The following is a 19,574-nucleotide window of genomic DNA, read 5'->3' on the forward strand; positions in this document are numbered from 1 at the left end:
CAAACCCTTGGCTAAAAAACAATTTAAAAAATACACGAGTACCGATAAAGGCGTCACTGCCAAAAAGCATCTAGGACAGCATTTCCTAAAAGATGAAAGCGTTGCCATTGATATTGCAGAATGCTTGAGTTATGAAGGCTATAATCAAGTATTAGAAATAGGCCCAGGAACTGGAGTATTGACTAAGCATGTGTTGCGCAAAGGCATCAAGGTCACAGCGCTGGAACTGGATAGCGAGTCTGTGGTATATCTAAAGCATTCCTTCCCGCTGGAACATAATAAAATTGTTTCACCAGAAAGCTTTCAAGTCGTGGAAACCGATTTCTTACAAAAGGACCTGAAAGAAATTTATGACGATCGACCTTTTGCTATTATCGGGAACTTTCCATACAACATCAGTACGCAAATTGTTTTTAAAACCTTAGAATACCGCGACCAGATTCCAGAATTTGGTGGGATGTTTCAAAAAGAAGTTGCACAGCGCATTTGTGCAGATCATGGCTCTAAAACCTATGGAATCTTATCCGTATTGACTCAAGCTTACTATAATGCCGACTATTTATTTACAGTAGGTCCAGAAGTTTTTGACCCACCTCCACGAGTACATAGTGGTGTTTTACTGCTTACGCGAAAGTCAGACTACGACCAGCTTTCCTGCTCCTTTGAGAAATTGAGACAAGTGGTGAAACTAGCTTTCCAGCAACGCCGTAAAACCTTGCGTAATTCCCTAAAATCAATGGACCTTCCAGACGAGATGCGAGACAGGGAACTCTTTAGCCTAAGGCCTGAACAGATTTCGGTTCAAGATTTTGTAGACCTGACTACTGAAATTGAAGCCTTAGGATAAATTGACTTATTCAAACTAATAATTGAAGCTAGCTATACAAGCTATATTTCAATACTATCAAAGCTTTAAGCGGCGTTGCATAAACCGTATGCTGAAGCCTAATCCGATCAAAGGTTCCACATCCAATTTTATCCAGTTATATTTGTCCTAACCTCAACCCCATACTATGCAATTTCAGGTAACAGACGATTTTATTGAGGATCTACAGCGATTGATCGAGCAGGATGATTCTGTCAGAGTCCAGGCGATTCTAGAAGAATTACACTTTGCTGATATTGCAGAGATCATTGATGATCTCAACCTGGATCAGGCAATTTTCATCATCAAGTTACTGGACAGTGTTCGCACTTCAGAGGCTTTGATGGAACTGGACGAGGATCAGCGCGACCGAATCCTTAGCGCACTTTCGCCTCAAGAAATCGCAGACGAGCTGGAAGAAATGGATACAGATGATGCTGCTGATATCCTGAATGAACTTCCTGAAAATGTCGCTCAAGAAGTGATCTCTGCCATGATGGATGAGGAGCACGTTGAGAACATTGTAGACTTGTTGCGCTATGAAGAGAATAGCGCAGGTGGATTGATGGCTAAAGAATTAGTAAAAGTCAATGAAAACTGGACAGTTACAGGTTGTGTAAGCGAAATGCGTGCACAAGCAGAAAATGTAACCCGGGTCCACTCCATCTATGTGGTGGACAACAATCAAAAGCTAAAAGGTCGTTTGTCACTTAAGGACCTTTTAACCAGCGCAGAATCTACTCCTATCAAGGACGTCTACATACCTAAAGTGGATTATGTCACCGTAAACACCAGTGGTGAAGAAGTAGCACGCATCATGCGTAAATACGATCTAGAAGCCATACCCGTAGTGGATGAATTGGATCGACTCGTAGGCCGTGTCACCATCGACGATATTGTTGACTTTATTACCGAAGAAGCTGAAAAGGATTACCAACTCGCATCTGGTATCTCACAAGATGTAGAGGCTAATGACAGTATTTGGGAATTAACTCGAGCAAGGTTTCCATGGTTGGTTTTAGGGCTTTTTGGAGGTATTGGTGCCGCTGCGATTATGGGTCTATTTGAACCACTCATGTCGCAACATGCGATTTTATTCTTGTTTACTCCTCTTATTGCAGCGATGGCTGGAAATGTAGGAGTACAATCCAGTGCAATCATTGTACAAGGTATCGCAAACGACGATTTGAAAGGAAGTATTGGGAATCGATTGATTAAAGAGGTTTTGCTAGCCATGCTTAATGGCTTGATGCTAGGGATCTTATTATTTGCTTACACCTATTTTTCTAAAGGCGACGTGATGGTTTCACTAGCCATTTCCACAGCCTTATTTACGGTCATTATCGCTGCAGGGCTTATTGGAACCTCTGTCCCTATTATTTTGCATAAGCGCGGTATCGATCCTGCCCTTGCTACAGGTCCATTTATCACGACCAGCAACGATATTTGCGGGATTTTGATCTACTTTATGCTCGCCAAAGCCATTATCGGTATATAGACGGTTGATAGGTTTCCGCTTTCGCGAAAGCGTAATTCCCATTATCTTCACTGCATGGAAACAGCCAGTGCCAAAGAATTGCGAGATGAACTAAAACATCGCTCTGAAAGCGAGTTGCGGGATATCGTATTGCGGCTTTCCAGATTTAAGAAGGAAAATAAGGAACTGCTCTCCTATTTGCTATTTCAATCGCACAATGAGGACGATTACATCGCAACTATTAAAACGCTCATCGACGAAAAATTGCTGGAAATCAATACCAGTAATGGCTACTACGCAAAAAAGGCGGTTCGTAGGATTTTGAGAGAGACTAAAAAATTTGTGCGTTATTCTGGTAGTAAAGAAACTGAAGTAGCCTTGCTGATCCACTTTTGCCGCAGTTTGCAGGAAACCCACCCACGATTGATGAATGTCAAGGTTATTAAAGACATTGTAGAACGTCAGGTGGTGCTTATAAAGGTTCGTATTTCTACCTTACATGAGGATTTGCAACATGATTTTGAAGAAGAGATCAATTCGATTGATTACTAATTAGGGATCATCCTCGTCTTTTAGATACTTCTTTTACCTTTGAGCATATGAAGATCCTACACTTAGACAGCAATCACGAGATACTAGAGCAAAAGCTAGCAGATGCTGGCTTTGTAAACCACCATGATCATCAGTCCAGTAAGCAAGAGATCCAACAAAAAATAGCTGAATATGACGGCCTGGTAGTACGTAGTCGTTTCCCGATTGATGCAGAGTTTTTATCTCATGCAACTAACTTGAAATGTATAGGTCGTGTAGGCGCTGGACTGGAAAATATAGATCTTGAAGCTGCGGAAGCTATGAACATTACCTGCTTCAACGCCCCAGAGGGAAATAGGAATGCAGTAGGTGAACACTCATTAGCACTGTTGCTTTCTTTATTCAATAAGCTCAGAAAGGCAGATCAAGAAGTGCGTCAAGGAATTTGGGATCGAGAAGGAAATCGTGGGATTGAACTGGATGGTCGAACCGTGGGCTTGATAGGTTACGGGAATATGGGAAAAGCATTTGCTAGAAAACTAAGGGGTTTTGACTGCGAGGTCTTATGCTACGACATTAAAGATGGTGTGGGCGATGAAAATGCTCGCCAAGTAACTCTTACTCAATTGCAGCAAAAAGCAGAAGTCTTGAGTTTACACACACCACAAACACCAGAAACGATAGGAATGGTGAACGATGATTTCATCGCTGGATTTGAGCAACCTTTTTATTTAATCAACACGGCTCGTGGAAAATCAGTGGTCACCTCAGATGTGGTAAAAGCGTTAGAGAGTGGTAAGATTCTAGGTGCAGGGCTGGATGTTTTAGAATATGAGAAAAGCTCCTTTGAAAACCTTTTTCGCGAAAGCGATATTCCTCCCGCATTTAAAAAACTACTGGTAATGGACAACGTAATCTTAACTCCTCATGTAGCAGGATGGACCGTTGAATCCAAATTTAAACTCGCTGAAACCATCGCTGACAAAATGATTCAAAAATTAAAAGCATGAAAAAGGTAACAGGTATAGGTGGTATATTCTTCAAATGTGCGGATGTTCAAGTCACAAAAGATTGGTACGAAAAAAACTTAGGTATTGAGGGGGATCAATATGGACATACCTTTTGGCAACGAGATGCAGAAAATCCGGAGCAGAAAACCAGCCAACAATGGAGCCCATTCCCTAAAGACACCGATTACTTCCAGCCTAGTGATCAGGAATTTATGATCAATTACAGGGTAGAAAATCTAGATCAACTTTTAGTTGAACTACAATCTAATGGTGTAACCTTAGTTGGTGAACCTCAAGATTTTGACTATGGTAAATTTGCCTGGGCACTTGATGTTGATGGTCGCAAAATTGAATTGTGGGAGCCTAAAAACGAACATCTGTTTGAAAAATAATAGTACTTTTAGGGCACCAACTTAAACAAAAAACAATGAGCACTGAGGGTTACGACAGTACAAAAAGAAATAATGATTTTGAAGACGCAAAAAGAAGCGCGCAAGAAAGCGCACGAGATTTTCAGCGTGGAGTAAACGATATGGTTCAAGGTCAAGAAAATAAAAAAGTTCTAGCTGGTTTGCTGGGGATATTTTTGGGAGGGTTTGGAATCCACAAGTTTGTTTTAGGATACACACAAGAAGGGATCATTCAAATCATCATTACCGTTCTAACTTGTGGTTTCGGACAAATTATAGGATTCATTGAGGGTATTATCTACCTCACAAAATCTGATGAGGAGTTTTATGAAACCTATCAGATAGGACGAAAGCCTTGGTTTTAAATTTTATTACCTCCAATATCAAACCGCCACTGGCGGTTTTTTTTATTGTCCTACAGAATAATCGTAATCCATAGGCATCATACCTCCTACACCTAACTCAGGTATATAGCCAGAGAGCATCAATTCTCGAGGAGAAAGGTTGTTTCCATAACGATCTATGTACATGTAGTTACTTGACAAGTACATATCCGTTTGATTTCCATCGCGATCTCTAATGGAATATTTCAAGTTCCTGAAGGTTACTTGGTACACTTCATCACTTTCTCGACGTACTCTAATGTGATCCTCTGGTTTGACTTTAAATCCATCGTAGAACAGCTCAAAATTAGCTTCATTGAGCTGTTCACTTATGATCGATCGAAATAACCTTAGGTGGGATTTTGAAAAAGCTTTTTTTCTGCGGCGTTCCCGCTGGCGTTCCGTAGGTTTTTTACCTGGAAACTCTCTATAAAAGGAGGTGCCAGAGACAAATGAGTTTTCTGCTATATAGCGATCCCGTGCGTGTTCTAAACGGAACACTTTCTCTATATCAGTGGAATTTGGAATGAATTTGAAGTTCACTTCAAATTCAGCAAGATCGTAAGTAATCAAATAACCCAACTCTTCATTTTTTAGCAGAATAGGATTACTAGCAAAAGCTATGAGTTGCTTTAAACTGGGGTTGAATCGCAACTTTACATCTTTTAAATTGAGTACTGTGGCGTCCTCGCGACTTCTTTTACCCACAAAATAGTTGAGAAACAACTCTTCCTTTGTCGCTCGATCCCATGGATCTGGATCAATAACCACCGCTTCTAACGTATTAGTTTGTTCAGTCATTTTAACGCGACTCAAATCCATATCTATTGGATTCTCAATTTGGATTTTCTCATAGCCTAAAAAGGCAAAAACTAATGGTGCATTGTAAGCAGGAGAATAAATGATATTGTAAGTCCCATCTGGACCTGTCACTACACCTGTAGAGGTTCCAGAAATATATACAGCAACACCCATTAACGGCTCAGCGGTTGTCGCATCCACAACAATTCCAGATATTTTTGTGCTTTGGGCGCTAGCTATACCACCCATCAAACCTATCAAGAGAATTACTAAGCGCGAAAGATTAGTATTAATCGGTAGCCTCTTTATTTTCATCTCCATTCGATTCAAAATATTTCGCCTCCATTTCCGCTTGAAATTCTTCCATTACGGGCTTAACCGTGCTTTCAGGAAGATCTGCGATGCGTATATACATCAATCCATCAATGGCATCATTGAATAAAGGATCAACGTTGAAGGCAATAACCTTAGCGTTTTGCTTGACGTACTTCTTGATCAGCACAGGAAGTCGCAACTCATTAGGTTCTAACTCATCAATGAGTTTGTCAAACTTGTTCAAATCTGCCTCTGAAGCGTCAAAGATGAAGTCTTTGTCGGCATCTTCTAACTTGATTTTAAACTCCTTTTTAGGCTTGATGAATTGTGCGAGATAGGGATCGTAATAGTTGGACTTCATGAATTCAATCATGAGTGACTTAGAAAAATTAGAAAATTTATTGCTGATGCTTACTCCACCTATCAAGTACTTATGATTTGGGAATCGCAGCGTGCAATGCACAATTCCTTTCCATAATAAAAACAATGGCATCGGTTTTTGCTGGTATTCTGGAATGATAAAAGCTCTACCCATCTCAATGGATTCTTTCATCATTTTATGGGCATCTGTATCAATAGTAAAGAGTTCATTGAGGTAAAACCCTTCAATCCCGTACTTCTCAAAAATTTCCTCGCCCATGCCCATGCGGTAGGCTCCAGCAATCCGGTTTGCCTCATTATCCCACAAAAACATCTGGTGGTAGTATTGATCAAACTCGTCCAGGTCAATGGACTTGTTTGTCCCCTCACCTATTTGACGGAAGGTGATCTCACGCAAGCGGCCTAACTCTCTAAGAATGTTAGGTATTTGATCTGCTTTGGCTAGAAAAACCTCATAATTCTTGGAAATCAACAAGCGCTTCTCGTCATCGCGTAGTTTATTGACCTCTTGTATCATCGCATTAGAATCACCTGTTTTGATAATTTTTTGCGGTGGGGGTTTCGGTAATTTAATATTCTTAGGAATATCGCGCAGTTTTACAGTTTCCTTGTCGTAAGCTTTGGATAGCAGATAAGTCTTGCGGCGCAAAAACTCTGTAAAATCGTCTAGTGAGCTGTGCTCTTTTTGTGTAGCCACCGGGACGGCGTTTCCTATACGGACGATGATGGTTCTATGCTTTTGCGTAAGCAACTCTGAAGGTAATTTTGCCGTACGGAAGATATCTGAAATCTTAGCGAGTCTGTAAAAGAGCTTACTATTCTTCGCATGAAAGTAAATGGGTATAACAGGAACTTCCGCACGCTGGATCAACTTCATTGCTGATGGCTCCCAGGCTTTATCTACTACTAATTTCCCATCCCTATAGGTAGAGACTTCACCTGCTGGGAAGATACCCAAGGGTAAATCATTTTTCAAATGACGCATCGCTTGAATAAACCCTTTAGTAGAGGATTGCGCATCCTTATGATCTTCAAACGGGTTTACAGGCATGATATATGGCTTCAAGGGCTCAATGCGATGCAGCAAAAAATTAGCAATGATCTTGAAGTCTGGTCTGCGATCTACTAGCAGCTTTAATAATAAAATCCCATCGACGCCGCCTAGTGGATGATTTGATATAGTAATAAACGGTCCTGTTTTTGGAATTCGCCGCAGGTCATCTTCTGGAATCTCAAATTGAATTTGTAAATCATCGAGGATGGCGTCAAGGAACACCATCCCTTCCTTATCCTTGTTCTTATTATAAATTTTATTGAGGGTAGAAATGCGCAGTAGTTTCATTAAGGACCAGCCGCCTAACTTTCCTAGCAATCCATATTTGTCAATTTGGATTGCTTTTGCTACTTCGTTTGCATTTACCAGGCTCATATGCTCGTTCTACCGTGTTTCACAAATATAGTATATCAAAAAGTGATCACTCTTGGACGACCAATTGTAGTGTTTCTTGGGTTCGTTGTTTCAACAATACGTTCTTCCCTTCTTCCATTTCTTGAATGGTATCACCTGCATAATGACGAATGGTGTACAAAGAAACTCCAGTGACATGGCTCACCTTGAATTTTCCTTCTAGACCTTCTAATAAGGTAGAAATGCGATTGTACTTGTCTTCTAAACACAACGAAAAGCTAATGGCGCTGTTTTGAAGCAAACCTACCTGCATTTTGCTTTCACTCAATTCATGAAAAATATCTGAAATGCTGCTTTCTCCAATAAAGCTGAAATCCCTAGAAGAAATTCTCAAGAACACCATATTTTTTCTAACTATAAAGCAAGGCGTGGTAGGCACCAAGGATTTACTTGAAGTAATCGTCGACCCTTGTTCTTTAGGGTTGATAAACGACTTTACCTTAAGTGGAATCTCCTTCTCCTGCAACGGTTGCAACGTTTTTGGGTGAATTACAGATGCTCCATAAAAAGCCAATTCAATCGCTTCATCATAGGGGATTTTCTCTAACAATACCGTGTTGTTGAAAACTCTAGGATCTGCGTTCAATACCCCAGGAACATCCTTCCAAATGCTCACCTCACTAGCGTTTAAACTATACGCAAGAATAGCTGCTGTATAGTCACTACCCTCACGACCCAGTGTCGTGGTAAAGCCATTCTCGTCAGACCCTATAAATCCTTGAGTAATGAATAACTCGTCTGCACAGTGCTTTTGAATTTGCTCTTGGGTTTGTTCCCAGTCTACCGTCGCGTCTCGGTATTTATTATCTGTCATGATCAATTGCCGTGCATCTTTCCATACTACTGGAATCTCGCAGGCGTTCAAAAATGCTGCTACAATTTTAGAAGACATCAGTTCTCCATGGCTGACCACTTGATCGTATAAGAAACTGTAATTACGGCTTTTGTTGCGCAACATCTCGCCTTTTAAGGACTCGACAATTGCTTTGAGGTCTTTGTTAATTTCGCTTTCGCGAAAGCGTAATACACTAGCCTCATTCACACCATGAGCCAACTTTTTTAAGTCCTCCACTACCACTAAATGTTCCTCGTGCAGCTGATCGATAAGGTCTAAATAACTAGTATCGTTAGATTCATAGCTGGCGATGACCGCTTCTAAAGCGTTTGTGGTTTTTCCCATGGCAGATATTACGACCCCTAGCTTATCGGTTCCCATGGTTTTCAATACATTCATGACGTTGCGCACGCCATCGGCATCTTTAACTGATGCTCCTCCAAATTTGTATATTCTCATTGATCTAAATATTGGGCAAGTGATGTTTTATCCATTTGTGCGAGGTGCCACCCAGGAATAATGGAAGCTCCACTACTCTTATAAAATTCTATCGCCGAGGTGTTCCAATCTAGTACAACCCATTCCACACGACGTACGTTTTGTTCTTGAGCAAATTCCAGCACCTTATTGTAGAGCGCCTTACCCAGACCTTTACCTCGCATATGATCAGTGACGATCAAATCTTCCAAATGAATGGTTTTTCCTTTCCAGGTAGAAAACCTGGGATAACACAACGCAATTCCCTCAATCTCTCCATGGTATTCTCCAACGAAGCAAGTGAATAAAGGCGGAGTTTCAGATGCGTGCTTTTGAAGTTCCTCTACTGTTACTTCTACAGCGTCAGGCTCCTTCTCAAAAGTTGCTAGTTCTTGAATTAATTCTAGAACTCGTGGATAATCTTCTTTGACTGCAGGACGTATGTGTATCATGATAACAAAGTAAAGTCAAAAATGGAAGAAGCCCTTGAGATCTATCGTAAAAAGTAGTCCACTATAACGTTATAGTGCCTCTATAATTTTATATTTGTCAGCCTTAAATAGCTCTATGTCCCGTATTAATCAATCCCTAGGAGAATTTATCATTGAAAACCAAGGGGAGTTTGCCTATAGCAGTGGTGAACTATCACGACTCATCAACTCGATCAGACTAGCTGCTAAAATGGTGAATCACGAAGTCAACAAGGCAGGACTCGTAGACATTACCGGTAGTGTGGGAGAGATCAACACACAAGGAGAAGATCAACAAAAACTGGATGTTTTCGCTAACAATGTATTTATCCAAACCCTAACAAATCGTGAGATTGTTTGTGGTATCGCCAGTGAGGAAAACGAAGATTTCATAACTATCGCAGGAAGCAATAGTGATCACAAGAACAAATATGTGGTTCTTATAGATCCATTAGATGGTAGCTCTAACATTGATGTCAACGTGTCAGTAGGAACTATTTTTTCCATCTATAGACGTATAACTCCATTAGGAACTCCTGTAAAAAAAGAAGATTTTCTACAACCAGGAAATCTACAAGTTGCCGCAGGATATATCGTGTATGGTACTTCAACAATGCTTGTTTACACTACAGGCCACGGCGTCAACGGTTTTACATTAAACCCAGCATTGGGAACCTATTACCTTTCCCATCCTAACATGAGGTTTCCTGAAGAAGGAAATATTTACAGTGTTAATGAAGGGAATTATGTACACTTCCCTCAAGGAATCAAAGATTATATCAAATACTGCCAGCAGGAAGAAGGAAACCGTCCTTATACCAGCCGCTACATAGGTAGCCTGGTAAGTGACATTCACCGCAATATGATCAAGGGTGGAATTTATATGTACCCTAAAAGCTCTAAAGCTGCCACCGGTAAATTACGCCTACTTTATGAATGTAATCCCATGGCTTTTATTGTAGAGCAAGCTGGCGGAAAGGCGAGTGATGGAGAAACACGTATCATGGAATTGAAACCAACAGATCTTCACCAGCGTGTGCCATTTATTTGTGGAAGTAAAACTATGGTTGAAAAAGCAGAAGAGTTCATCGCAAAGGCAAAGAACTAATTCTTTAAAATTTGAGTAATAAAAAAGGGCTTTTCAATGTGAAAAGCCCTTCTCTATTTTACTTATTGCAATTTCTAGCGGTTCTTATTCAATAGATGACGGTAATCTTCCAGGTTCAAGTGACCATTAAAGATCTCTATAGAACGTTCTACCAGGTATTCTGCATCAGCATCTGTATAGCCTAATGCGGTAGCATATTTTCTTAATAATTTGTGCTCTGGTTCATCCATAACGTTGTCTGCGAAAACGATTTTAAACAAATCGTGCAACCACTGAATACGCTCATCACTGGTATTAGGAGGTGTTACTGGGTATCCCTGTGGGTTTTTAAGAATAACTTCATAATCAGAATCAGAAATATCAAGAACTTGCTTAAAACGTAATAGTTGCGTGGTTTCTTCTGGCTTTAAACCAGAGGAATAAGCAAGAGTCACTAGCATTGCAAAGTGACTTTTGTTTCTGGCGCTTTCTCCAGATTCAAACAGAGATGAAAATGACATAATTCAATTTTATTAAAGTACAAATATAATAATATGAAACAGGGAACTTCACATTCTAGCGCAGATGTTCCAGCATTTCTACAACCGTCTTCTTGAGGTCATAAGTGGAGTTCCAGTTCCAATCTTCCCTAGCTGTTGAGTCATCTATAGAACTAGGCCAGCTGTCTGCAATTTGCTGACGGGAATCTGGAGCGTAGGACATTTGGAACTCTGGAACATGCTTTTGAATCTCGCTTGCTATGTCAGCTGGAGTGAAACTCATCCCGCTCAAGTTATAGGAAGAACGTTCTTTGATTTGTTCTCCAGGGGCTTCCATAATTTGGACAGTAGCACGTATGGCATCTTCCATATACATCATAGGCAAGGCAGTATCTTCAGAAAGGAAACAAGAATAAGATTGTTCTTCTAGCGCTTTGTGAAAAATTTCTACAGCATAATCTGTAGTTCCACCACCAGGAAGAGTTTTCCAAGAAATCAAGCCAGGATAGCGTATGCTGCGCACGTCCACTCCATATTTGCTATGGTAATATTCACACCAGCGCTCCCCAGTTTGTTTACTGATACCATAAACTGTGGTCGGCTCCATAATGGTATGTTGTGGCGTATCGACTTGTGGGGTTGTTGGCCCAAAAACAGCAATACTCGATGGCCAAAACACCTTATTAATTTTTCCATCTTTAGCAAGATCCAGCACGTGGAAAAGCGAATTCATATTCAATTTCCAGGCTTTATCGGGAAATTTCTCACCCGTAGCGCTCAACATTGCGGCCATCAAATACACCTCATCCACCTCGTAATACAAACACGTATTCTCAATCTGATCATAATCCATCGCGTCGATGATCTCAAAAGGCCCAGATCTCATCAACTCCTCATTCCCTTCTCGTATGTCTGAAGCGATAACCTGATCATTACCATGCAGCTCGCGCAGTTTCATGGTTAGTTCTGTTCCTATTTGGCCGCAGGCGCCTATGACTAGAATTTTTTGGGGCATTGGTAAATTAATTTTGATGCAAAGATAAGAGGATGATAGGACAACGCATTTAGAATGTTACGGTAAGTTGTTGTGGGTTCCGCTTTCGCGAAAGCGTTACCTACCATAACATGTGGAACATCGATGTATTTTGAGAAAGAACTGGTTCCAATAGCAGTTCACCATAAAATTAGTTGGAACTGATGATGTTACAAGCCTGCAGATCAATAGATGTTCCGTTCTCATAATAAAATAGAAAACTCCCTTTGAAACGAGAATAATCTCGAATCCAAAGAGAGCCATCAACAATATGTATTCAAACATTACTTTTTCATTTCTTTCAATTTGTCCTCAGGTATGCTAGGTTCGTCTACATAACCTGCGTCTGCATTTTGTGAAAACATCATTTTTTGAGTGTATTCAGGCTTTTCTCCCTGAATTACTGACATGATAGTTTCCGTATAAAACATTCTGGCCTCATCTACAGATTTATTCCCTGTAGCCACATCATGAGCTAGATTTAAGGCAAGGTAATTTGCCATTTCTTTATCACATCTTGCTCCCATGGTACCTTTAGTTCTTTCCAGAATTACACTACCATCATATCTGGCCATGTCAGAATACTTTTCTACCGGAACCTGATAATTAACAGTTTGTAAAAGACAATCCTTATGTGGCATTGGGAATCGGTGGTCGATTTCCTCATTAGTTAACATAGTCATGGCAAAATCGCCGTTATTGTGCCATACCAATCTTTCATCTGTAATTTCATTGGGTACCCCATATTTATCCAGCATCACCTGAGCCACACCTTTAGGCGTTTCTTTCCAATTTTCAACATGGCTTTTTACTGAATCTACCGTCCATTCTGTCATTGCAGTTTCTGCGTTATCTGTAGTTTCCTGTTGCGGTTCCGCTGCCTCCTTACAAGAAGTCAACCCGATCGACAACACCATGATAAAAACAAACAATATTAAATTTTTATAATTTTTCATTTTATCAGTATTTTAGTTAATAACATATGTTTGTTTAAATATAAAAGTTAATATATCTCTTTTTGTTAAACAAATTATAGAAATTCTGAAAACAGATTGCTGCATACCGATCAACCTTAATTTTTGATTAGTTTTGGTATCAATTATGAAATATCTATTGTTTCTTTTTTTAAGCTTTCTACTTCTGTCCTGTGATCAGGACCAGAAAAAAGAACCTACACCAAAACCGGTAAACCTTGCTGAAATCCCATTTGACACTCCTAGGTTAACACTTGTGGGTAATGCTGCGAGCGTAACCAGCAGCTGGGAAGAGTACACAGCATTTCAAACTGCTTTTGAAAATTACGACCATAGTTTAGAAGCCACCGGAAGGCTAGCACTTGCCGTAAAAAATATGCGTGACAACCTGAGGCCAGAATTTGAAAACCAACCCATCCGGTCCCGTTTGCTAGTGTTAGAAAGCCGTGTCAAATCCTATGAGTCATTTTTGCAATACACCACTAAAACTGCTGATCAATACGAGGACTACTTTAATGCCATCGTTACCGCTCAAGATAACCTTACCGCACAACTCAATGAGAAATTTGAATTTGAACGCATAGAACAAGAGTTGATTGAAGAATTGAAAACCGACTTGCGTGACCTCAACGCGGTGCCATCTGACAGCTTGCGCTAATAAACTTCTCTTAAACCATCAGTCATTCTGGTACTCCGTGCCTAATTTTAGGCAATGTCCAAACCACTTTTACAATTTACCGATAGCGGAATCTATTGCGATGCTGCAGGTGTGTACCTCGATCCCTGGAAACCTGTGGACAAGGCGTTGATCACACATGGCCATGCAGACCACAGTCGCTGGGGACACAAGAAATACATCACGCATCACGATAACGTTCCTATTATTTCCCACAGGTTGGGCGACATTAATGTTTCTGGTATCGCTCACGGCGAAAATTTACTCATCAACAACGTCAAATTTTCATTCCATCCTGCGGGACACATTCCAGGATCCTGCCAGATAAGAGTGGAACACAACGACGAGGTTTGGGTTTTTACTGGTGACTACAAAACCGAAAATGATGGGATTTCTACTCCTTATGAACCTATCAAATGTGACACTTTTATAACGGAATGCACTTTTGGACTACCAGCATTTAAGTGGCGACCACAATCAGAAGTCATGCACGATGTCAACACATGGTGCGCACAAAATCATGCGGAAGGAAAAACCTCTATCCTATTTGCCTATTCCTTGGGAAAAGCACAGCGACTCATCAAACATTTGGATACTAGCCAGATGAAGATCTACTGTCATGGAGCCGTATACAAAATGACTGAAGTGTTAAGAGAATTGATTGATTTTCCAGAGACGACTCTAGTCACTAGAGATACTACCAAAGAAGAGTTGAAAGGGAGTATCGTGGTCGCGCCACCTAGCGCTCATGGATCTGCCTGGATGCGCAAATTTGTACCTTATGCAACGGCCAGTGCTAGTGGTTGGATGACCTTTAGAGGTGCGCGCCGCAGGCGTGCTATTGATAAAGGTTTTGTATTGTCGGACCATTGCGATTGGGATGGTTTGCTGCAAAGTATTGATGCAACCGGTTGTGAAAATGTCATTACCACACACGGTTATCAAGAGATTTTTGCAAGGTACCTGCGGGAAGAAAAAGGATTGAATGCGATTAGTGAACGCACTCAGTATGAAGGAGAAAATTTGAATGAATCTGAAAAAGAACTTGAAACTGAACCTGAACTTGAAACTTTAAAAGCAGAGGAAGTTAAATTGAAAAAAGAAAAGAAATAATGCTTACCAATTATAATTGCCTAAATAATTGGCAGATGCCTCAGTGCGCGACTAATGAAATTGTCAGTTCGAGCGCAGTCGAGAACACTTTATTCAATCAAGGTTCAAATTCGCATTCGAGTTCAAATTCAAGCACAGCGCTATGAAACAATTTGCAGAACTCATACGAACTATCGATGGCACCAATAAAACCAATCTCAAGGTCGCGGCACTAACGGAATATTTCAACACCGCACCAGAGGAAGATAAACTATGGACCATTGCCATCCTATCCCATCGCAGGCCTAAAAGACCAGTCAATACAACACTGATGCGCGAATGGGCGACAGAGATAAGCGGTATACCTATGTGGCTTTTTGAAGAATCCTACCACATCGTAGGCGATCTAGCAGAAACTATTGCTTTGATATTACCTACCACCAGCGAGCCGTCAGAAAAATCACTATCGCAAATTATTCACGAGTTGATTGCCTTGCGCAAAAAAACAGACCTTGAGAAAAAGGAATATTTACAGGAAAACTGGCTCAAGCTTAATTATTACGAGCGCTTCGTTTTCAATAAAATAATGACTGGTGGCTTTAGAATAGGTGTTTCTCAAAAATTAATGACTCGTGCACTAGCAGCCTCAACTGGTATTGATCAGGACATCCTAGCGCATAAACTGATGGGAAGTTGGACCGGCGAGAACACCACTTTTCAAGAATTGGTTTTTGAGGATAATGAAGTTGCCATGCGCGGTAAACCGTATCCATTTTATCTAGCTTATGCTATTGAAGATAAAGTAGAAGATCTAGGCGATGTAAACGACTGGAGTGCAGAGCATAAATGGGATGGAATAAGATCTCAAACTATTATACGCGCTGGAGAACTTTTTGTCTGGTCACGCGGCGAGGAATTGGTGACCGATAAATATCCAGAATTTCAGAAATTTCCGGAATTGATTCCTAATGGTACTGTTATCGATGGTGAGATACTGCCCTATAAGGATGGTCGGATTATGAATTTCAATGATCTCCAAACTAGGATAGGTCGCAAGACTGTGGGCAAAAAGTTGTTGAAAGATGTGCCTGTAGTGATTGTCGCCTATGATCTATTGGAATGGCAGGGAAAGGACATCAGGGAAATGCCATTTATTGAGCGTAGGAAGTTGTTAGAACAATTGGTGGATGCGGTGAAGGATGGAGTTCCTTATGGCCAATCTGGTAGCGACAAGCAGATCCTGAAACGAGTTCAGGATGACAAATCAGAAAATAATGTCAGTTCGAGCGAGGTCACTGAGCGGAGTCGAAGTGCAGTCGAGAACAGTTACGTTAGTTCGGATCTGAGTTCCAGTTCAAAACCTTTTTCCCCTTTAGGGAAATCTCCGCAGGAGAATGGGGCCGTTCCACTAATGCTTTCAGAAACCATGCACTTCAACTCATGGGAAGAAGTCGCCGAAGAACGCAACAAAGCAGAAGAACGCCGATCAGAAGGCTTGATGTTAAAAAGGAAAGACAGTCCGTATTTAGTAGGTCGTAAAAAAGGCGATTGGTGGAAATGGAAAGTCGATCCATTCTCTGTCGACGCTGTTTTGACCTATGCGATGCGAGGTCACGGTAGGCGAGCAAATCTCTATACAGACTACACTTTTGGGTTATGGCAGGATGGTGAGTTGGTCACTTTCGCGAAAGCGTACTCCGGACTAACCGATGCGGAATTTAGAAAAGTTGATGCTTGGATTAAGAAAAACACCTTGGAACGTTTCGGGCCAGTTCGATCCGTAACACCGCATCACGTTTTTGAGATTGCTTTTGAAGGCATAGCGCCCAGTAAACGACACAAATCTGGAGTTGCCACTAGATTTCCCAGAATTGTACGCTGGAGAAAGGATAAACCCATTGAAGAAGCCAACACGCTGGATGATTTAAAAGCGCTAATTCCTACGGATGGGGATTTTCTATAAACAACATTAGCATGAAAAATATTATTAGTTTAATTATTGTCATTGTAATAATTTCTTGTGTATCAACACAGCAAAATCTTTCTACAAAGTATCAATCAATGACAGAGTTATTCGACAAGGATGAAATACAGGGCAGATGGCTTACCAATTCTAAGATGGGTAGAGACTCTTACATTGAATTTCATCCTTCTGGATATTTCGATCTTAGTGATGGCAGAAACGGTTCTTATACTATTAAGAAGGACAGCATATATTTAAATTACCCAACTCTCAAACCGAAGGGCAGATTACTCAAACAGACTAAAGACACATTACTTATATATTGGGGAAATACGGAGGCTATACGCTATATCAGACCAAGGTGAAATTGAACAAAAAACAACTCTTCCATATCGCCGAAGATTTTTTCCAGCAGCAAGGCTGGACGGCTTTTCCGTTTCAGAAAATGACTTGGGATGCGTTTTTGGCGGGTAAGCATGGATTGCTCAACGCGCCTACTGGTAGTGGGAAAACCTATGCGCTTTGGGTTGCGATTGTTCTGAATTACATTAAAAATAATCCTGATTATAAAACCAAGCTTAAAAAAGGTTTGAAGGCGATTTGGATCACGCCGTTGCGTTCTCTTTCCAATGAAATTGAACAGACCTCACAACGATTTGTGGACGGCATTGGTTTGCCTTTTACGGTTGGGATTAGATCTGGCGATACTCCTACCGCTGAGCGCAAAAAGCAAATGAAGTCGATGCCAGATTTGTTGATTACAACACCAGAAAGTTTGCATTTATTATTGGCATCTAAGGATCATCAAAAGTTTTTCGGTAATCTCAACGCCATCGTAATTGACGAGTGGCACGAGCTGCTAGGAACCAAGCGCGGCGTGCAAATGGAACTGGGAATCTCTAGACTTCTCGGCTTGAGCCAGGAACTTCGCGTTTGGGGAATTAGCGCTACCATAGGCAATCTGGAACAGGCTAGACAAGTGTTACTGGGTGTTGATGAATCTCGCTTTCGCGAAAGCGTGCTCATCAAAGCAAACCTCAAAAAGGAAATTGAGGTCAAATCGATTATTCCAGAGTCGATGGACAAGTTCCCGTGGCGCGGACACCTAGGATTGCACCTAATGAAAGAAGTAGTTGATATTATCAACAGCAGCAAATCCACGCTGATTTTTACCAATACGCGAGCACAATGTGAACTTTGGTTTCAGGGCTTGATGACTAATTTTCCAGAGCTTGCCGGTGAGGTTGCCATGCATCATGGATCGATCAATAAAGAAACGCGCATTTGGGTAGAAAATGCCATACGTAATGAAAGCTTAAAAGCGTGTGTTTGTACCTCATCACTAGATCTGGGCGTTGATTTTGCGCCGGTAGAAACCATCATCCAAGTAGGCGGACCCAAAGGTGTTGCCAGGTTCCTGCAACGCGCCGGTCGCTCTGGTCACAGACCTGGCGAGACAAGCGTTATTCATTTTTTACCAACACATGCCTTGGAATTGATAGAGGCCAGCGCACTACAAAAGGCAGTTTCCACTCAAGCAGTGGAAGATCGATTACCATACATTCTTTGCTTTGATGTGCTAATCCAATATTTGTGTACGCTGGCTGTTTCAGGTGGTTTTTATCCTGACGAAATCTATCCCGAAATTAAAAATACGTTTTGCTATGCGAGTATAACCGAAGACGAATGGGACTGGTGCCTGAGATTGATCGTGCATGGTAGTTCATCACTACAATCTTATGACGAGTATAAGCGAGTTACTATTGAAGAAGATGGTAAATATGTCATCACAGATCGCAAGGTCGCGATGCGGCATCGATTACAAATGGGAACGATTGTCACTGCAACAGATGTTACGGTTAAATATGTAACTGGCGGTTACATCGGCTCCATCGAGGAATATTTCATCAGTAAATTATCTCGTGGTGATGTATTTGTTTTTGCGGGAAGAACCTTGGAATTTATCAGATTGAAAGGAATGGTCGCACAGGTACGCAACTCTGCTAAAAAAAGAGCTCAGGTTTCCAACTGGCAAGGAAGTAAGTTGCCGTTGAGTGCACAGTTGGGCGAATTGCTGCGCGAGGAAATGATCAATTTTCAAACTGGTAAAAAACGAACTCCGGAAGTCAAGGCTCTTCGAGATATCATCATCCGTCAACAACGTGAGAGCATTATCCCGCAGCGCGATCAGTTCTTGATTGAAACTTTTAAAACCCGAGAAGGTTATCACGCGGTATTTTATCCGTTTGAAGGTCGCTTTGTTCACGAGGCGATGGCTGGTATGATTGCCTATCGCATTAGTTTATTGAAACCCATCACGTTCTCGCTGGCTTTTAATGATTATGGCTTTGAAATTTTGAGCGACCAAGAATTTGATATGCAGGAAGTGCTGGACAATAATTTATTGACTCCAGAAATGCTATCCCAAGACCTGCAATCCAGCATGAACGCAACCGAAATGGCTCGAAGAAAATTCCGCGATATTGCGGTGATTTCTGGATTGGTATTTACGGGTTACCCTAACAAATTAATCAAGACGAAACACCTTCAAAACAGCAGCCAGCTGTTGTTTGAAGTTTTCCGGGATAATGAGCCAGAGAATTTACTTTTTCGTCAAGCCTATACTGAGACTTTTGAGCAGGCCATTGAAGAGTACCGATTATTTGATGCCTTAGAGCGTATTCAAAATCAAGAAATCATCTGGAAAGCTTGTGAAAAACCAACGCCCTTTTCTTTCCCAATCATTACAGACCGCTTACGCGAAAAATTAAGTAGCGAAAAGCTTGCAGATCGAATTAAGCGTATGCAGTTGCAGTGGGAGTAGGG

Annotated in this window: 19 protein-coding genes; 12 read left to right on the top strand and 7 right to left on the bottom strand. The window is 41.1% G+C overall.

Going from position 1 to position 19,574, the window contains the following annotated elements:
- The first annotated feature begins 7 nt into the window (after positions 1-7).
- The 6 genes from rsmA (at position 8) to NMS_RS02210 (ending at position 4,658) form a co-directional block, all read left to right on the top strand.
- Positions 8-847, top strand: a complete 840-nt coding sequence (gene rsmA / locus NMS_RS02185; protein WP_041495176.1) for a 16S rRNA (adenine(1518)-N(6)/adenine(1519)-N(6))-dimethyltransferase RsmA — start codon at positions 8-10, stop codon at positions 845-847.
- A 166-nt stretch (positions 848-1,013) separates the two neighbouring features.
- Complete coding sequence (gene mgtE, locus NMS_RS02190) at positions 1,014-2,363, top strand: magnesium transporter (protein ID WP_041495178.1); 1,350 nt, start codon at positions 1,014-1,016, stop codon at positions 2,361-2,363.
- 54 nt (positions 2,364-2,417) lie between these two features.
- Positions 2,418-2,894, top strand: a complete 477-nt coding sequence (locus tag NMS_RS02195; protein ID WP_041495179.1) for a hypothetical protein — start codon at positions 2,418-2,420, stop codon at positions 2,892-2,894.
- 47 nt (positions 2,895-2,941) lie between these two features.
- A complete protein-coding gene (locus NMS_RS02200; RefSeq protein WP_041495180.1) occupies positions 2,942-3,883 on the top strand; it encodes a 2-hydroxyacid dehydrogenase in 942 nt (313 codons plus the stop codon).
- Positions 3,880-4,275: a VOC family protein gene (locus NMS_RS02205; protein WP_041495181.1), complete on the top strand. Its 396-nt coding sequence runs from the start codon at positions 3,880-3,882 to the stop codon at positions 4,273-4,275. Before NMS_RS02200 ends, NMS_RS02205 begins: the two co-directional genes overlap by 4 nt.
- Positions 4,276-4,310: 35 nt before the next feature.
- Complete coding sequence (locus tag NMS_RS02210; RefSeq protein WP_041495182.1) at positions 4,311-4,658, top strand: TM2 domain-containing protein; 348 nt, start codon at positions 4,311-4,313, stop codon at positions 4,656-4,658.
- A 42-nt stretch (positions 4,659-4,700) separates the two neighbouring features.
- Here NMS_RS02210 and NMS_RS02215 read toward each other — a convergent pair whose 3' ends face one another.
- Genes NMS_RS02215 through NMS_RS02230 form a run of 4 tightly spaced genes read right to left on the bottom strand, consistent with a single transcriptional unit; the run spans position 4,701 to position 9,405 of the window.
- Entirely contained in the window at positions 4,701-5,792 is a 1,092-nt protein-coding gene (locus NMS_RS02215) for a carboxypeptidase-like regulatory domain-containing protein (RefSeq protein ID WP_158448947.1), read from the bottom strand.
- Positions 5,767-7,602 (bottom strand): GNAT family N-acyltransferase, encoded by a 1,836-nt coding sequence (locus tag NMS_RS02220; protein WP_041495184.1) that lies wholly within the window; start codon positions 7,600-7,602, stop codon positions 5,767-5,769. Before NMS_RS02220 ends, NMS_RS02215 begins: the two co-directional genes overlap by 26 nt.
- A gap of 46 nt (positions 7,603-7,648) precedes the next feature.
- A complete protein-coding gene (locus NMS_RS02225) occupies positions 7,649-8,935 on the bottom strand; it encodes an aspartate kinase (protein ID WP_041495185.1) in 1,287 nt (428 codons plus the stop codon).
- Complete coding sequence (locus tag NMS_RS02230) at positions 8,932-9,405, bottom strand: GNAT family N-acetyltransferase (RefSeq protein ID WP_041495186.1); 474 nt, start codon at positions 9,403-9,405, stop codon at positions 8,932-8,934. The genes NMS_RS02225 and NMS_RS02230 overlap by 4 nt, the downstream gene beginning before the upstream one ends.
- A gap of 115 nt (positions 9,406-9,520) precedes the next feature.
- Here NMS_RS02230 and fbp point away from each other — a divergent pair, with 115 nt between their 5' ends.
- The gene (gene fbp, locus NMS_RS02235) at positions 9,521-10,531 is read left to right on the top strand and encodes a class 1 fructose-bisphosphatase (protein WP_041495187.1); all 1,011 of its coding nucleotides are present in this window, start codon (positions 9,521-9,523) and stop codon (positions 10,529-10,531) included.
- Between the two features lie 74 nt (positions 10,532-10,605).
- Here the strand turns inward: fbp and NMS_RS02240 are convergent, their stop codons facing one another.
- The 3 genes from NMS_RS02240 to NMS_RS02250 all read right to left on the bottom strand — a co-directional run bounded on the left by NMS_RS02240 (position 10,606) and on the right by NMS_RS02250 (position 12,999).
- On the bottom strand, positions 10,606-11,031 hold the full coding sequence (locus tag NMS_RS02240) for a tellurite resistance TerB family protein (protein ID WP_041495188.1): 426 nt from the start codon (positions 11,029-11,031) through the stop codon (positions 10,606-10,608).
- Between the two features lie 55 nt (positions 11,032-11,086).
- Positions 11,087-12,025 carry an NAD-dependent epimerase/dehydratase family protein gene (locus NMS_RS02245; RefSeq protein WP_041495189.1) on the bottom strand — a complete coding sequence of 313 codons (939 nt, stop codon included), beginning with the start codon at positions 12,023-12,025 and terminating at the stop codon, positions 11,087-11,089.
- A gap of 302 nt (positions 12,026-12,327) precedes the next feature.
- Entirely contained in the window at positions 12,328-12,999 is a 672-nt protein-coding gene (locus tag NMS_RS02250; protein ID WP_052476651.1) for a hypothetical protein, read from the bottom strand.
- Positions 13,000-13,144: 145 nt separating this feature from the next.
- On the opposite strand from NMS_RS02250, the gene NMS_RS02255 reads away from it, so the two are divergent.
- The 5 genes from NMS_RS02255 to NMS_RS02275 all read left to right on the top strand — a co-directional run bounded on the left by NMS_RS02255 (position 13,145) and on the right by NMS_RS02275 (position 19,572).
- The gene (locus NMS_RS02255; protein WP_041495190.1) at positions 13,145-13,675 is read left to right on the top strand and encodes a hypothetical protein; all 531 of its coding nucleotides are present in this window, start codon (positions 13,145-13,147) and stop codon (positions 13,673-13,675) included.
- Between the two features lie 54 nt (positions 13,676-13,729).
- Positions 13,730-14,806: a ligase-associated DNA damage response exonuclease gene (locus NMS_RS02260; RefSeq protein WP_052476653.1), complete on the top strand. Its 1,077-nt coding sequence runs from the start codon at positions 13,730-13,732 to the stop codon at positions 14,804-14,806.
- Positions 14,807-14,948: 142 nt separating this feature from the next.
- Positions 14,949-16,748 (top strand): ATP-dependent DNA ligase, encoded by a 1,800-nt coding sequence (locus tag NMS_RS14005; protein ID WP_041495191.1) that lies wholly within the window; start codon positions 14,949-14,951, stop codon positions 16,746-16,748.
- A gap of 98 nt (positions 16,749-16,846) precedes the next feature.
- A complete protein-coding gene (locus tag NMS_RS13865) occupies positions 16,847-17,113 on the top strand; it encodes a hypothetical protein (RefSeq protein ID WP_158448949.1) in 267 nt (88 codons plus the stop codon).
- A 2-nt stretch (positions 17,114-17,115) separates the two neighbouring features.
- The gene (locus NMS_RS02275; protein WP_041497387.1) at positions 17,116-19,572 is read left to right on the top strand and encodes a ligase-associated DNA damage response DEXH box helicase; all 2,457 of its coding nucleotides are present in this window, start codon (positions 17,116-17,118) and stop codon (positions 19,570-19,572) included.
- Positions 19,573-19,574 lie beyond the last annotated feature (2 nt).

The sequence above is a fragment of the Nonlabens marinus S1-08 genome (assembly GCF_000831385.1).
Taxonomy (GTDB): domain Bacteria; phylum Bacteroidota; class Bacteroidia; order Flavobacteriales; family Flavobacteriaceae; genus Nonlabens; species Nonlabens marinus.